Origin of the sequence: Kibdelosporangium banguiense (assembly GCF_017876405.1) — a bacterium.
Classification (GTDB): Bacteria; Actinomycetota; Actinomycetes; order Mycobacteriales; family Pseudonocardiaceae; genus Kibdelosporangium; species Kibdelosporangium banguiense.
Window position 1 is genome coordinate 1,479,437 of the sequence record NZ_JAGINW010000001.1, and the last position, 14,805, is coordinate 1,494,241.

The window sequence follows — 14,805 nt, forward strand, 5'->3', positions numbered from 1 at the left end:
CAATATGTTTACTCGAGGGTAACGTGCTCAACGTCACGCCTGAGAGGAGCCCTGCAATGCGCGGACGCTTGCTAGTCGCCGCCTTATCCACTCTCGCGACCGCCACCGCCGGCCTCGTAGCCGCCGCCCCCACAGGCGTCGCTGAGACCCAAGTCGCAGCCGCATCCAACGACTACTGCCTCGGCCAGTGCGCCGACATCCTGCCGCCCGGAGCCAACGGCAACGCCACGCTGGCCGACATCCTGGCGCACAAGCTGCTGGGCACCAGGCCCGCGCACGCGTCCGACCAACTGGCCAAATACGACACCCTGGCATCCGGCGCCGCCGGGCTGACCACGGACAAGATCGGCCAGTTCTTCAACGACTCCTCCTACGGCGTCGCCGCCGACCAGGTCGAGAGCACCGTCAAACCGCGCTCGGACGTGACGATCGTGCGTGACAAGAAGCTCGGGATACCGCACGTCACCGGCACCACCCGGGCGGGCACGATGTTCGGCGCCGGTTACGCCGCGGCGCAGGACCGGCTGTGGCTGATGGACCTGTTCCGCCGGGTCGGCCGGGGCCAACTGACCCCGTTCGCCGGCGGCGCGCCGTCCAACCGGCAGCTCGAGCAGGACTTCTTCAAGACGGCGCCGTACAACGAGGCGGAACTGCAGGCCCAGATCGAGCGCGCGGCGGCGTCGAGTCCCCGCGGCGCCCAGGCTCTGGCTGACGCCCGCTCCTACGTCGACGGCGTCAACCTCTACATCCAGCAGTCGTACAACGGCCGGTACTTCCCCGGCGAGTACGTACTCACCGGGCACATCGACTCGATCACCAACGCCGGCAAGATCGACCCGTTCACCCTGCCCGACCTGGTGATCCTGGCCTCGGTCGTGGGCGCGCAGTTCGGTGGCGGCGGAGGCGGCGAGGTCCAGTCCGCGATCACCCGGATGGCGTTCAACGAGCGGTACGGCGCGACCGAAGGCGAGAAGGCCTGGCAGGCGTTCCGGGCGCAGAACGACCCGGAGGCGATCCAGACCCTGCACAACGGCCAGAGCTTCCCGTACGGCAAGCAGCCCGCCAACCCGCAGGGCCTCGCGATGCCCGACAAGGGTTCCGTGACACCGCAGCAACTCGTGTACGACCCCACAGGTTCCGCAGGCACAGCCGACCCGGCCACCGTCCAGGTCGCGGCGCCCGCCGGTCAGGAAGCCGCCCGCGGCATGTTCAACGACGGCGTGCTGCCAGGAAACCTGCTGAGCGAGAAGCACGGCATGTCCAACGCGCTCGTGGTGTCCGGTCAGCACACCGCCAGCGGCAACCCGGTCGCCGTGTTCGGGCCGCAGACCGGCTACTTCGCTCCGCAGTTGCTGATCCTGCAGGAACTTCAGGGGCCGGGCATCAGCGCGCGTGGCGCCTCGTTCGCCGGCATCAGCTTCTACGTGCTGCTGGGCCGTGGCCAGGACTACTCCTGGAGCGCGACCACCTCGGCGCAGGACATCATCGACACGTACGCCGTCGAGCTGTGCGACCCGAGCGGCAACGCGCCGACGAAGGCCTCCACGCACTACATGTTGCGCGGAGTGTGCACCCCGATCGACACGATCGAGCGTAAGAACGCCTGGAAGCCGACGGTCGCCGACGGCACCGCCGAGGGTTCGTACCGGCTCGTGAGCTACCGCACCGCATACGGCCCGATCACCCACCGCGCCACAGTGGGCGGGAAACCGGTGGCGTACACCAGTCTCCGGTCGACCTACCAGCACGAGATCGACTCGATCATCGGGTTCCAGGAGTTCAACGACCCGTCGGTGATCACGTCGGCGCAGGCCTTCCAGCAAGCGGCCTCACACGTGAACTACACGTTCAACTGGTTCTATGTGGACTCGAAGGACACGGCGTACTTCAACTCCGGCGCCAACCCGTCGCGCAAGGCGTCCGTGGACCCGAACATGCCGATCTGGGCACAGCCCGCGTACGAGTGGAACAACTGGGTCCCGGCCACCAACACCGCGTCCTACACGCCGTTCGCGGAACACCCGCAAGCCGTCAACCAGGACTACTTCGTCAGCTGGAACAACGGCCAGGCCAAGGACTACGCGGCCGCAGGCTACGACAAGAGCGCCGTACACCGCGTGGACCTGCTCGACGCCCGCGTGAAGGCGATGATCTCCGGCGGCAAGAAGGTCACCCGCGTCAACCTGACCCAGGCCATGGCCGAGGCGGCCCTCGCTGACCTGCGCGCCGAACGCGTGCTGCCGTACCTGTTGCGTGTCATCGAAAGCCAGCCGGTGACCGACGCCAACCAGGCTCGCATCGTGACCTCTCTCAAGACCTGGATCTCCCAGGGGTCGCTGCGTAAGGAGACCGCGCAGAGCAGCCACAAGTACGCGAACGCCGACGCGATCAAGACCCTCGACGCGTGGTGGCCCCTGCTGGTGAAGGGCCAGTTTCAGCCAGGCCTCGGGGACGCGGCCTACAACGCCCTGGTGGGCTCGATCGGCATCAACGAGTCGCCGTCCGGCTTCCAGAACGGGACCCCCGACTTCCACAGTGGACAGCCCCACAAGGGCTCGTCGTTCCAGTACGGCTGGTGGGGCTACGTCCAGAAGGACATCCGCTCGATCCTGGGCGACCAGGTCGCCGGCCCGCTGCCCCAGAAATACTGTGGCGGCGGAACAGTCTCCGGCTGCCGCCAGGTCCTGCTCTCGACCCTGACCCAGGCAGCGGCGGCCCCGGTCAACCAGGTCTACCCAGGCGACGCGAGCTGCGGGGCAGGCGACCAGTGGTGCGCGGACTCGATCGTCCACAGCCCGTTGGGCGGCATCACCCACGACAAGATCACCTGGCAGAACCGCCCCACGTTCCAGCAGGTGGTGGAGTTCCCAGCCCGCCGCGGCCTCAACATCGCCAACCTCTCACAAGGTAAGACGGCAACGGCCACCAGCGCGGAAACCGGCGCCTACCCCTCCCCTGCGGGCAACGCCGTGGACGCGAACCTGAAAACCCGCTGGGCCAGCGACTGGAGCGACAACCAGTCCCTGACCGTGGACCTGGGCTCAGTCCAGCCGGTCTCCCGCGCAGTCCTGCAATGGGAAGCCGCCTACGGCCGCGCCTACCGCATCGAGGTCTCCCCCGACGCCACAACCTGGCGCCCCGTCTACTCGACCACCACCGGAGACGGCGGCACAGACATAGCCGCCTTCCCCACCACCGACGCCCGCTACGTCCGCTTCACCGGCGAACAACGCGGCACAAAATGGGGCTACTCCCTCTACGAATTCGAGCTCTACGCCCACTAGAGCCACGACAGGGTGACCCCGCCCCTCGGGGTCACCCTGAAACGTGTTCGCGAACACCCGTACACTGTTCGCGAACAAGCCCTCGTAGCTCAGGGGATAGAGCAACGGTTTCCTAAACCGTGTGTCGCAGGTTCGATTCCTGCCGGGGGCACTCGTCTTTCACCGGGCGAAACGGCCCCCTACCAGCAGCAATGCCGGTAGGGGGCCGCTAACACGTTGTCCGGCTGTGTCCAGCCCGGACCGGACGAATCCGGGTGTTCGCCCCCAATACGCCCCCAAGTTTCGGGGGCCCGCATGGCCTCCTGTATGAGCCGTTGAGCGACCGCGTCCGGTGTGAACGGGCCGTCCGCGCTTTGCGCCATACCGCGTTGTAGACCCGCACGGGCACCTCGCCCCCGCGTACGCCACGGAACAGCCGACCGTCGGTGTCCGTGCCGAATGTGGCGAGATGGGTGCGCAGGATCGCAACCAGTTCGGGCGGGATCGGCACCGGGCGCGGTGTGGTGCGTGCGCGGTGCTTCAGACCACGCTGATCCCGGATCGCGCAGGGTGATGTTGGTCTTACGGAGGTTGATGGCCTTTCAGGACGTAGGCCGGAGTAGTCCATGTATGAACGAGCGGTCTCTGACAAACTTGTGCCATGCCCGAAGACGACGCAGGAGCGAGAGAGCGGCCCACTGTCCGGGTGGTGTTGCAGCGTCACCGCAATCGGATCATCGAGTATCTCGAGGTGGCTGCGTCGTTTGATGACCAACAGGAGTACGAACGGAACGTGCAGATCGTGCATGTGCCGTACGAGGTCATCAACCAGTGGGAGGACTGGTTCCCGAAGGATCCCAGACACAACTTTGACTTCCTGGACGTCTACGACGCCGCTGAGGTTGACGCAGTGTGCCAGTTTCAGGTGGCCTGGGAGGCGGCAGCCGACGCCCTCTCAGATGACTACCCGCCGCTCTCTGAGGTTCAAGCACTTCCCGAGTGGGAGCAGCTCCGCTCGGCCGCCGAGGTTGCCCTCACCGTCTTCATGAAGCGAGGAATGATGCCGGAAGATCACGAGGTCGCGTGACAGAAGCGACCGACGTTTGCCCTGTTCACAGCATTTTCAGCGGTTAGGTTCTCATGGCTGGTGTGACCGCACATCTGCTCTTTACCGCGCGGCACAAAGGCATTCCGGCTCACCAGCGCCCCCAATGCGCCCCCCGGAACGCCTCTCCGGGGCATGACTGGTTCGCGTTTCCTCTGGTCAGAGCCGTACCTAGGTCTGACGCCTTCGGCACCGCTCACTCTGGCCAGAAGATTCCGGCTCTGGTCGAGCTGGTTCAAGCCCAGACAGCAGCCCTTCTCTATGCGGAGCAACTTTGTTGAGCAGCATGAGCAACTTTCAGGTAAGGCGCGACCTTTCTATCCGTCTCCCTTCTTTGCGTTTCCGGGAACAGCATTAATCGCGGCTATTATTGCGCCGATGCACAGTAGAAAAGCAATCCGGTCCGAGCGTTGCACAACAGACAGATCCGCCCAGGACAGGAGCGCGGCGATCGAGGCAATCGCGAGGAGCACCCAAGGAAGTGTTCGCACTGAATCACCTGACTGTAGTTTAACGTGGAAGGTCTCCTCACATCGTACTATCAGTTACAGGTTCACCCACAAGGGGACGTCCCAAGCTGCTGAAACGCTCACGCTTGCACCGCTGTCTTGATTATGTTCGCAAACGAACTGCACACCAAGCGGTTTCGCGCTGCCACAGGAAGTATTTCGAACAAAAACATCGAAGACTCTGTGATCCATATTTAACCGCTACCAAAGTCATCGGGATCTGTGCGGGGAGGTCCGCGGGCGAGGTGGCAAGATCGAGGGCTGTGAAGACGTGGGATGAGCCCGGGGCGTGAGGGGCAGGAAGGTCGCGCTGTATGCGGGCGGGTTTCTGGGGCCGTTCGCGGGTGGGATCACGACGACGATGCTGCCGGAGCTGGGGGCGGATTTCGGGGTGTCGGCGCAGACCGCCTCGGTGTCGTTGACTGCTTATTTGGTGCCGTTCGCCGTTCTGATGTTGTTCTCGGGGACGTTGGGGGCGAGGTGGGGTGCTGAGCGTGCGGTGAGGGCTGCGTACGTCGTCTATGTGGGGGCGTCCGCGGTTTGTGCGTTGTCTGGGGATTTTGCGGTCTTTCTGGGGGCGCGGGCGGTGCAGGGGGCGGCGAACGCGTTCACGACTCCGTTGTTGCTTGCGGCTGTTGCGGCGGCTACTCCGGCGGGCCGGCTTGGGCGGGCTTTGGGGTTGTTCTCGTCGTTGCAGGCTGTGGGGCAGACGAGTGCGCCGTTGCTGGGTGGGCTCGCGGCGGAAGTGCAGTGGGAGTGGGCTTTCTGGGCTGTGGCCGGGGTGGCGTTGTTGCTTGCGGTGGCTGGGATTCCGGGGACGGCCGGCGCCGGCGACGACGAGCCGGTTCGATTGCGGTCGGCTTGGCGTAGAGAGATTCTGTGGCTGGGTTTGGTGGCGTTTGTGGGCTGGGCGAGTCTCGGTGGGTTGTCGTTCTTGGTCGCCATACAGGCCGAAGATGTGTTCGCCCTGGGGGCCGGTGAGCGTGGATTGCTGCTGACCGGGTTCGGGGTGATGGGGATTGTCAGTGCCCGGTTTGTGGGACACGGCATTGACCGGATCGGGGCACGGAAAGCCGCTCTGATCGGAGCGATTGGCGGTGCCGTCGTCGTGGCTGGAATCGGCGTGATGCCGTCAGTGGTGGCAGTGGGTGCGCTGTGGGCAGTGGGTGGGGTTGCCGCGCAGCTGCTTTTGGTCGGCCTGAACGCGCTTGTGCTCTCGGGCGACGAGGAGAATCGGGCGGGAGCCATTTCCGTGGTGCAGGCAGGACGGTTCTTCGGCGGCGCGTTGTCACCGCCGGTGTTCACGCCGGTTTACCAGCTGCTTCCGGCTGCGGGGTTTCTGGTGCCTGCGATTCTGCTTGCGGTCGTGGCGCCGCTGGGATTGTGGCGGTCTACTCGGGATTGAGATCCATACGCAGTGCGACAAGATCTCCTGACTGGGAGAAGTCGGCGAATGCCGGGAACCAGCCGTCACCCCATCCGGTCATGGCGAACAACACCGTGGCGCCGGCCACTTCGATCGTGCCTGCCTCGTTCTCGGACGCACGGACTTCACGCATGACCTGGTAATGATGGGAATGCGGCCGGAAGTCGATCCGCAGGCGGCGATCCTGACCGGCCCCGATCCAGGTCTCGACGGCCTCGTACCGTTCGAACGCCTTCTCCAGGTCCAGGTTCTCCCAGCCGGAAACACCTTCGGGAAGCCGGTCCGCACCCAGTTGCTCAGTGGCCACATCGATGTCCGCGCCCCAGAACACCACGTCTGCGAGGCCATCGACGGGCTTGTGGTGCCGCCATGAGCTCAAGGCGTCCGCGTCGGCGAAAGCCAGACGCGCCCAGTCCACACCGATGTGGCCAAGCCGCACACTCCGGACCGCGGGTTCGTCAGTGATCTGCACAGATATGTCCTGCCAACGTAAACCGAGATCACCGTAGTCACGTTGGTTCGCGACAACAGCAAGAGAGCGGTCCGCAGGCAGGCCGCCTAAGGCGACAACGGGAACGCCGAAAACAATGAAGCTACCATCTTCGGCGGCAACGCATCGATGGACGCGTTCACGATGAGAAACCCGTTCGGAGCGCACTTCCAGGCGCGCGTCGAAACCGTTCTCCCGGCAGTGCTGCGCGAATTCAGCCGACACCGGGGCGATGTGCGACAACGGAATGTCGTACAGCACCTTGCCTTGCTGGCGGTCGAATGACGCGGCGGCTTCGGCGGCCTGCGGCCCCACGATGTCGAAGTCGACCGAACCGGCTATCTCACGCATGATCTTGGGGTCGTCCACGCCGAGCTCGACCGGATCCATCTCGGCCGGTGAACGGTCGCCTGACCAGCAGCTCAGGTAGCCACCGTCGGAGACAACCAGCTGACCGGACGGACATGTGACCTGACCAAGACGAACTCGCTTAAGCACCAAGGCATTCTAGGGGTGCTGATCCACGGCGAGGGCATCCCCCAGTGGCGTGCGGCGATACAGGACCGCGCGCCCGGAGCGCGCCCGGGACACCAACCCGCTGTTACGCAGCACAGCCAGGTGGTCGCCGACCGCGCCCGTGGCGATGCCGAGCGTTCGAGCAAGCTGGCTGGTACTGGCCGGTTCGTCGAGGGCGAGCAGGATCCGCGCACGGGAAACCCCGATGAGCGGGCCGAGCGCGCCCGCGGGTGGCGTCTCCCACAGTGCGGAAATGCCCCGGGCCGGGTAGACCAGCGTTTTCGGCCATGGTTCCTCGAACTGGACGCCAATTCCAGGCCATACGAATACCGAAGGTACGAACAGCAGGCCTTTGCCGCCGAGGTCGATCGTGTCGCCGTTGCCCATACGCAGCAGTTCAATCGCACCGTCACGCCACCGGACCTTCGGATGCAACTCGGTCAGCGCTGCCGACCATCCACCACGCCCGAGCAAACCGGCACGGTGAATGACGTCACGTTCACAAATGGCACGAAGCCGTGGCCAATCAGGAGCGAGCAGATCACGCCACACGGCTCGCAAAGTAGTGGTCATCCGATCGAGCACGTCCGGTGAATACAGCACGTTGAGTACGCGCTCCGGAAGCGGGTCCTGCAGGCTGAGGCAGTGGTCGATTTCCATCCTGGCTTGGGAAAGCGGCGTGGCCGCGACAGTCGCGAGATCGTCCTCGATTGTCTGGGCAAGGCTTTGTGGTGGCGGCGCGATGAAATCCGCGCCGTACCGATTGGGATTCAACGCCAGCACAGCGTCCAGGTCGACGGTTTCCCGCAGCTCACGATAAGCCGGGCGGAGCCGGTGCGCCCAGCCCTCCGGCAGCCGGTGCCCCGCGCGACCGGACAGCACTCGCAGCAACCGGATCAGATCGGACACGGGCGACAGCGCGAACCTGCTGTGCAGCAGGTCTTCGGTCGTCGCCACCAAACGGATCACCCCATGACCTTACGTCCACAGACGTAACAATTCCGCTCGAACCACGCGGCGCCGAAGCTGCCTGACGTGCAGAGAGCAACGTTCACCAGCGTGTTGGCCGAGCCGCGGTTCCGCGTGTTGTTCGGCTGCCGGTCGCTCGCGATCGTCGCCGACACCCTTCGAATGGTCGCGTTGTCGATCCTGATCTTCACGACGACCGGCTCGCCGCTCCTGGCCGCGTTGACGTTCGGGATCGGCTTCGCACCGCAGGCCATCGGCGGATTGCTGTTCGGCGCGCTCTCCGACCGGATCCGGCCACGATTGCTGATCTCGGCCGGTTACGCAGCCGAATGCGTGTCCGCGGCGATCCTCGCGTTCACCAGGCCACCGGTATGGCTGATGCTGCTGATCATCGCGTTGGTGGCGTGCATGACACCGGTGTTCATGGGCGCGGCGAGCAGGCTGGTGACGGAAGTCCTTACAGGCGACCGATATGTGCTCGGGCGTTCGCTTTGGGTGACAGCGTCATCGCTCGCGCAGCTGCTGGGCCTCACGGCAGGCGGTATCGCCGCAGCCGCGCTCGGGCCGCGTGCGGCGCTTGTCGTTAGCGCAGGCCTGCATCTGACAGCATGTGTGGTCACCCGACTCCGGCTACCCGATTTCGCTACGCCCGCAACGGAAGCTTCTTCCGTACTGCGACAGACCATGCGCGTGAACCGAATACTGTTCGCCACACGGCCGATCCGTCAGTTGCTGCTGGCGCACTGGCTGCCGCCCGCGTTCGCGGTCGGTGCGGAGAGCCTGATCGTGGTGTACGTCCAGGTACGCGGCTTGCCGTCGAGTTATACCGGACTGCTTCTGGCCTGCATCCCAGTCGGGATGATCGCCGGAAACCTGGTCGTCGGCCGTCTCATGGTGCCTGGGCCACGGCTGGCCGCGCCGATTGTTCTCCTGATAGGTCTGCCTTTCGTCGCATTCGCATGGAACCCGCATCCGGTGCTGCTGGCCTTGCTCGCAGTGGTGAGCGGGACAGGGTTCAGCTACACGCTGGGGCTTCAGAAAGCGTTCCTCGCCGTCGTCCCGGAGGTCAGCCGCGGCCAGGCGTTCGGCCTGCTGTCCACCGGTCTGCAGACGCTGCAAGGCATCGGGCCGGCTTGCTTCGGCGCGCTGGCCGAGATCATCCATCCTTCGACAGCGATCGCCGCGGCCGGCGGAGCCACGCTACTCACCGCGATATGGCTTTGGCTCCGCATGCGCGGTGGCTTTGAGTTCATGGAAGCCGGGAGTGCCGGCGACCAGCAGAGTCCCGTCCCACAACAGGCCGGCCTGCGCACCAGTCGGCACCTCGGAGACAACCGGGCCGAAGAACGCGACCTTTGAACCGTCCTGCCTCGTCACCTTGATGATCGGAGTACCGACGTGCGGCCCGAGAACAGCCATCGCCTCAGCATGGGAAGCACGCACGGCATCGTCGTACTCGCTGCACGCGGAGGCCAGTTCGCTGGGCAGACCGGCGCGTTCCAGCGCACGGGTGAAGTTGCCGAGCCAATCCTCGGCACCGCTCTCCCGGCTCCACAGTTCGGTGTAGAAACGGCCAAGCGCCTCCTGACCGTATTTCTGTTGCACGGCAGCACAAACACGGACCGGAAACCACAGGTAGCCGTCCGGGTCGCCTTCGGGATCGTCGTCGCGCCCCTCGTTGAGCACGGACAGGCTCATCACGTGCCAGCGGATCGAAACCGGCCGGACCTCGGCCGCCTCGACCAGCCAGCGCGACGTCAACCAGGTGTACGGGCACGACGGATCGAACCAGATGTCGGCGATCATCCGAGAATCCCCCGTTCCAGCGTCCGCATCACGGTCGACGCCACCCCGTGACGCGACATAGTCCCGTTGCCGACCTCGTCAATCCCGGTGTACACCAACGCCCACAGCACATGTCGAATCCACTGTGGACTTACTTCGGTGTCGAAAACACCCTCGGCCTGGCCGCGTTGGATGAGATCGAGGACCGGATCCGGGCCGGGATCGGCCCCCGCTTCGACGCCGTAACCACGCATCACATGCGGGTCGTTGAACAGGAAGACCAGCCGGTCGCCGACATGCAGATACGCCGTGACAAGCCGTCGCACCGCCTCCAGTGGCGAACCATCATCGATGCGGGCCTCGGCGACAGCCTGCTCGATGGCCGCCATCGAGTCCGCCACGGCCGCATTGATCAACGCGTCCCGGTCCGGGAAGTAACGATGCAGGGTCGTCCGGCCGACACCGGCGGCCTCGGCGATCTCCGGCAGCGTCGCCGCACGGTTCTGGGCCAGCACGGACGCTGCGGCGCTCAGGATGGCTTGACGCGTCCGACTCCGGGTCACTGACTCGGTACTTTCCACATCCAAGTTGTATCACCCACTCTCAAAAACGGAACGCCAACGTTCCTTTCTTGCAGTATGGTGTTCCATATGATCGTGCAGACCACCCACCTGGTCCGGCATTTCCAGATGAAGAAAACGACTGTCACGGCGGTCCGCGGCGTGAACCTAGGGATCGAGCAGGGAGAACTGGTCGCCCTGCTCGGTCCCAACGGTGCGGGCAAATCGACGTTGTTCCGGATGCTCACCACCCTGCTGCCTCCGACAGCGGGCACGGCGACCGTCGCCGGGTACGACATCGTCACTGATCCTGAAGGCGTGCGCGCGAGGATCGGTTACGTCGGGCAGCACAACAGTGCTGGTGAGAACTACCGGATTCGCGACGAACTGGTCACCCAGGGCCGAAGCCACGGCCTCACCCGGGCCGGAGCCGGTGCGCGGGCCGACGAAGTCCTGGAACAGCTCGATCTGACGCCGTTGGCCAAGCGCAAACCCGGCACGCTCTCCGGCGGGCAACGCCGGCGGGTGGACATCGCGATGGGCCTGATCCACCGGCCCGTCCTGCTGTTCTTGGACGAACCCTCGACCGGGCTGGATCCGGCCGGCCGGGCGAACGTCTGGCAGCACATCCTCAAGCTGCGCGCGGATTACGGCATGACGATCCTGTTCAGCACGCACTACCTGGAGGAAGCGGACCGCTTCGCCGAACGAGTGGTGATCATCGACCAGGGCAAGGTGATCGCCGACGGGCCACCCAGCACACTCAAGCACGGCCATTCGTCGCTCGACGACGTGTTCCTCGCCATGACTCTCGGAGGCGTGGCGTGAAGTTCTTCCGTGACACCGCGATTGTGTTCACGCGGGAGTTCGCCCCGGCGCTGCGGGAGCCGGTCGGCCTCATCTTCGCGATGGGGCAGCCACTGCTGTTCCTGTTCCTCTTCGGATCACTGCTCGCCGGGACGCCCGGGATGGGCGGCTGGCAGTGGTTCGTGCCCGGCATCCTGGTGATGATGTGCCTGTTCGGGCCGATGGGCGCGGGCCATTCGCTGCTGGCCGAACTGGGCGGTGGCTCGCTGGAGCGGATGCTGGTCACGCCCCTCAGCCGCACGGCGATGCTGATCGGCCGCACGGCCAAGGAGTCGATTGTCCTGCTGGCTCAGGCAGTTCTGATCATCGGGCTGGCGATGACGCTGGGGCTTCGGCTGTATCCCGCCGGAGTGCTGCTCGCGCTGGTCATGCTGACCGTGTTCGGGATCGGGCTGAGCGCGCTGTCGTTCGTGCTGGCGATCAAGTCCCAGCCGAGCGGCAACCTGTTCTGGATCGTCACGCAGACACTGATGTTCCCGGTCATCCTGCTGTCCGGGGTGTTGCTGCCGATGGACTCCGGGCCTGCCTGGCTACGCGTTGCCGGCGCCGTCAATCCGGTCTCCTACATCGTCGACGCGCAGCGAGCCTTGTTCTCCGGCGGTCTGGCCGACATCTCGGTGCTGTACGGCACGATCGCCGCGCTGGTCATCGCCGTGTCCGGTCTGCTTCTGGGCACTCGGGTAATGCGCCGCGGTATCTGAGGACGCGGGTCCCCTGCTTCAGCGAGGAGACCCGCGGCCCCATCAGCGTTGCTTGAGCAGTTCGAACAGACTGGACAGGCTGTCGGCGCCGTGCCCGTCGGCTGAACGACGGTCCAGCAGCGACCGGAACGGGGCCAGCGTCTCCGTGGAGACGCCCCGAGCCAAGCTGGTGTTGACGAGGTTCGCGGCTGCGGTCCGGTTCAGGTCCACCGAAGACACCGCGTTGCCGTACTCACCGGACTCGATCTCGGCGGACAGGTCGGCCAGCCAGCCGACCATGCCCTGGATCCACTGTCCGGCCAGCGGAAGGAGCTCCTTGGGCCCAGTACCTGCCGTGTCGAGCAGGGCCGCGGCGTGAAAGAACCCCAGCAGGGTCGAGTATCCGACGCCGAGCAGAGCCGTGTCCCAGAGCGCCGCCACAACCGGGTCCGTGCCGAGGTACCGACTTGTCGCCAGCACATCGAGCAGCTTCTGATTGTCCTCGAAGACCTTTGTGGAGCCGCTGTAGATGAACTGCGCGTCAGGTGTCGCGACTTGCTGTGGCACGGCCAACATCGCGCCGTCCACGTAGTCGATCCCGTGCTCGGCTGCCCACGCCGCCATCTCGGCAGCTTCCTCAGGAGTACCCGTGGCGAGGTTGATCAAGGCGCCACCGGTTGATCCCTGGTACAGCTCACGAACCGTCGCGTAGTCGGCGACAACAGCGAGCACAACCGGGCTCGCCGCGATTGCTTCCCTGGCAGTGGAAGCGTGCACCGCGCCCTCGACTACCTTGCCGGGAGTCCGGTTCCAGACCGTCGTCTCATAGCCTGCTTTACTGAGCGCGACGGCTATGGCCGAGCCCATCTTGCCTAGGCCCAGAACTGTAACGTTCACGGCGCGATCACTTCGTACAGGCTCGGCCAGCCGGACTTGCCATGTCCCTGGGCGATCGCGCGGTCGTACTGGGACTTGACCGCGTTGGGCAGCGCCAGGTCCAACCCGGATTCCTTGCTCGCGCCCACAATGTGGTCCGCGGTGGCGCCCATCATCGTGACGCTTGCGCCCTCACCAGGGTATGTGCGTGTGTCGACGTTCTCGGCCGCACCTGGAACGTACATCGACATGGTGTCGAAGGTTTCCTTCGCGTACGGCACGAACTTCTCCGCGGACACGCCTGCCGCCTTCAGCAACGCCGTAGCGTGCAGGTAGGACGACAGAGACGTCAGGAAGATGGTCAACTGCGCCTGGTAGTACAACTGGGCCAGACCGGGATCCGCGCCGACGTAGTCCACCCTGCCGATGACACGCAGCACGTTCTCGTGTTCTCGCAGGACATCCTCCGGCCCGCTGTAGAACACGTAGGAAATGTCCGTGGCCACCAGGTGCTCCGGGACCATCACGCCACCGGTGACGAATCGGGCGCCTCGCTCGGCCGCCCAGGTCGCGGCTTCCCGTGTCTTGCCGGGAGTGTCTGAACTGAGGTTGACGATGACCTTGCCGGTGATGGTCTGACCGTCCAGGATGTCGTACATCGCCTGGTAGTCGGTCAGGCTGAGGATCACCAAGTCGTTGGCGGCCAAGGCATCCGCGACAGACGGTGCAATCTTGGCGCCCAGTCCCTCAGCGCGTGAGGCGGTCCGGTTCCAGACCGTGACATCGTGGCCGTTCTTGAGCAGCGCGCGGACCATTGCCTGGCCCATGGGGCCGAGGCCGATGAAAGTGATCACTTCTTTCCCTTCTTGAGCAGTTCGATCACGCCCGCGAGGTCCTCGTGGCCGTGCCCGTCGGCGACGCGGCGAGCCATCAGGGGACCCAGCGGGGCGAGCAGTTCGGGGCTGATCCCCTGGTCATGCGTGGATTGGGTGAGGTTGACGTAGCCCGCCGACTGCATGGCGATGTTGGAGACCACGTTGATGGTGTAGTCGTCCTTGTCGATCTGTTCGGCCGCGCCGTCGACGAAGCCGAGCATCCCGCCGATGTAGCGCTTGAGCAGCGGTGCGAACGTCGTCGCGGGCACGCCTTCGGTTCCGACGAAGGCAAACGCATGCAGGACGCCGACGAACATCCCGTACATGCCGCTGAGCAGGCCGATGTCGTGCAACGCGGCCAGCCCTGAGTCGGTGCCCACGTACTGGCTCTCGCCGAAGACGTCGAGTACCGGCCGGTTGGTGTCGAAGGCGCTGCGCGAACCGCTGTAAAACAGGAACGCGCCCGGCCCGCCGATCATCGGCGGCACGGCCATGATGCCGCCGTCGAGGTAGTCGACGTCGTATCTGTCCGCGACCTGACGGGCCTGCGCGGGTGTGCCGTTGGTGAGGTTGACCAAGACACGACCTGCGAGGGCGTCGCCGGCCGTGTCGAGCACGTCGGTGACGGACTTGTAGTCGAGCAGGCAGACAATCACCAGTCGGCTGGCGGCGACGGCTTCCGACACATTCGTGGCATGGACGGCACCCTTCGTGACCAAAGGCTTCGCCCGATCGGGTGTCCGATTCCACACAGTCGTCGGGTAGCCAGCCACAAGCAGGGCCTCGACCAGGGCGGATCCCATCGCGCCAAGCCCAAGCACGGTCACCGGGGGTTTGCTGAGATTTGGCATATCCCCACTGTGGAAACGATCACGCACGGTTCG

At 65.2% G+C, this 14,805-nt stretch carries 12 protein-coding genes, 1 tRNA gene and 1 pseudogene; 7 read left to right on the forward strand and 7 right to left on the reverse strand.

Going from position 1 to position 14,805, the window contains the following annotated elements:
- The first annotated feature begins 56 nt into the window (after window positions 1-56).
- The 4 genes from JOF56_RS07015 to JOF56_RS07030 all read left to right on the forward strand — a co-directional run bounded on the left by JOF56_RS07015 (window position 57) and on the right by JOF56_RS07030 (window position 6,282).
- Window positions 57-3,284, forward strand: coding sequence for a penicillin acylase family protein (locus JOF56_RS07015; protein ID WP_209635646.1), 3,228 nt, complete (start codon window positions 57-59; stop codon window positions 3,282-3,284).
- A gap of 78 nt (window positions 3,285-3,362) precedes the next feature.
- A tRNA-Arg gene (locus JOF56_RS07020) sits at window positions 3,363-3,435 on the forward strand.
- Between the two features lie 489 nt (window positions 3,436-3,924).
- Window positions 3,925-4,350, forward strand: a complete 426-nt coding sequence (locus tag JOF56_RS07025; protein ID WP_209635648.1) for a hypothetical protein — start codon at window positions 3,925-3,927, stop codon at window positions 4,348-4,350.
- 816 nt (window positions 4,351-5,166) lie between these two features.
- Window positions 5,167-6,282, forward strand: a complete 1,116-nt coding sequence (locus tag JOF56_RS07030) for an MFS transporter (RefSeq protein WP_209635650.1) — start codon at window positions 5,167-5,169, stop codon at window positions 6,280-6,282.
- Here the strand turns inward: JOF56_RS07030 and JOF56_RS07035 are convergent.
- Window positions 6,269-7,291, reverse strand: coding sequence for a hypothetical protein (locus JOF56_RS07035; RefSeq protein ID WP_209635652.1), 1,023 nt, complete (start codon window positions 7,289-7,291; stop codon window positions 6,269-6,271). The two genes, JOF56_RS07030 and JOF56_RS07035, sit on opposite strands and share 14 nt — an antisense overlap.
- 9 nt (window positions 7,292-7,300) lie before the next feature.
- The gene (locus JOF56_RS07040) at window positions 7,301-8,278 is read right to left on the reverse strand and encodes an ArsR/SmtB family transcription factor (protein ID WP_209635654.1); all 978 of its coding nucleotides are present in this window, start codon (window positions 8,276-8,278) and stop codon (window positions 7,301-7,303) included.
- A 114-nt stretch (window positions 8,279-8,392) separates the two neighbouring features.
- Here JOF56_RS07040 and JOF56_RS57735 point away from each other — a divergent pair.
- A pseudogene (locus JOF56_RS57735) lies at window positions 8,393-9,292 on the forward strand (MFS transporter); the annotation flags it as partial.
- Between the two features lie 186 nt (window positions 9,293-9,478).
- Here JOF56_RS57735 and JOF56_RS07045 read toward each other — a convergent pair.
- Both JOF56_RS07045 and JOF56_RS07050 read right to left on the reverse strand, forming a co-directional pair.
- Window positions 9,479-10,084, reverse strand: coding sequence for a DsbA family protein (locus JOF56_RS07045; RefSeq protein ID WP_209635655.1), 606 nt, complete (start codon window positions 10,082-10,084; stop codon window positions 9,479-9,481).
- Window positions 10,081-10,626 carry a TetR/AcrR family transcriptional regulator gene (locus JOF56_RS07050; protein WP_307854961.1) on the reverse strand — a complete coding sequence of 182 codons (546 nt, stop codon included), beginning with the start codon at window positions 10,624-10,626 and terminating at the stop codon, window positions 10,081-10,083. The genes JOF56_RS07045 and JOF56_RS07050 overlap by 4 nt, the downstream gene beginning before the upstream one ends.
- An 87-nt stretch (window positions 10,627-10,713) precedes the next feature.
- On the opposite strand from JOF56_RS07050, the gene JOF56_RS07055 reads away from it, so the two are divergent.
- A complete protein-coding gene (locus JOF56_RS07055; protein WP_209635659.1) occupies window positions 10,714-11,451 on the forward strand; it encodes an ABC transporter ATP-binding protein in 738 nt (245 codons plus the stop codon).
- Window positions 11,448-12,191 carry an ABC transporter permease gene (locus JOF56_RS07060; RefSeq protein WP_209635661.1) on the forward strand — a complete coding sequence of 248 codons (744 nt, stop codon included), beginning with the start codon at window positions 11,448-11,450 and terminating at the stop codon, window positions 12,189-12,191. Before JOF56_RS07055 ends, JOF56_RS07060 begins: the two co-directional genes overlap by 4 nt.
- Before the next feature lie 42 nt (window positions 12,192-12,233).
- On the opposite strand, the gene JOF56_RS07065 is transcribed toward JOF56_RS07060, so the two are convergent.
- Genes JOF56_RS07065 through JOF56_RS07075 form a run of 3 tightly spaced genes read right to left on the reverse strand, consistent with a single transcriptional unit; the run spans window position 12,234 to window position 14,772 of the window.
- A complete protein-coding gene (locus JOF56_RS07065) occupies window positions 12,234-13,067 on the reverse strand; it encodes an NAD(P)-dependent oxidoreductase (protein WP_209635663.1) in 834 nt (277 codons plus the stop codon).
- Window positions 13,064-13,900: an NAD(P)-dependent oxidoreductase gene (locus JOF56_RS07070; protein WP_209635664.1), complete on the reverse strand. Its 837-nt coding sequence runs from the start codon at window positions 13,898-13,900 to the stop codon at window positions 13,064-13,066. Before JOF56_RS07070 ends, JOF56_RS07065 begins: the two co-directional genes overlap by 4 nt.
- Window positions 13,897-14,772 (reverse strand): NAD(P)-dependent oxidoreductase, encoded by an 876-nt coding sequence (locus tag JOF56_RS07075; RefSeq protein ID WP_209635666.1) that lies wholly within the window; start codon window positions 14,770-14,772, stop codon window positions 13,897-13,899. Before JOF56_RS07075 ends, JOF56_RS07070 begins: the two co-directional genes overlap by 4 nt.
- Window positions 14,773-14,805 lie beyond the last annotated feature (33 nt).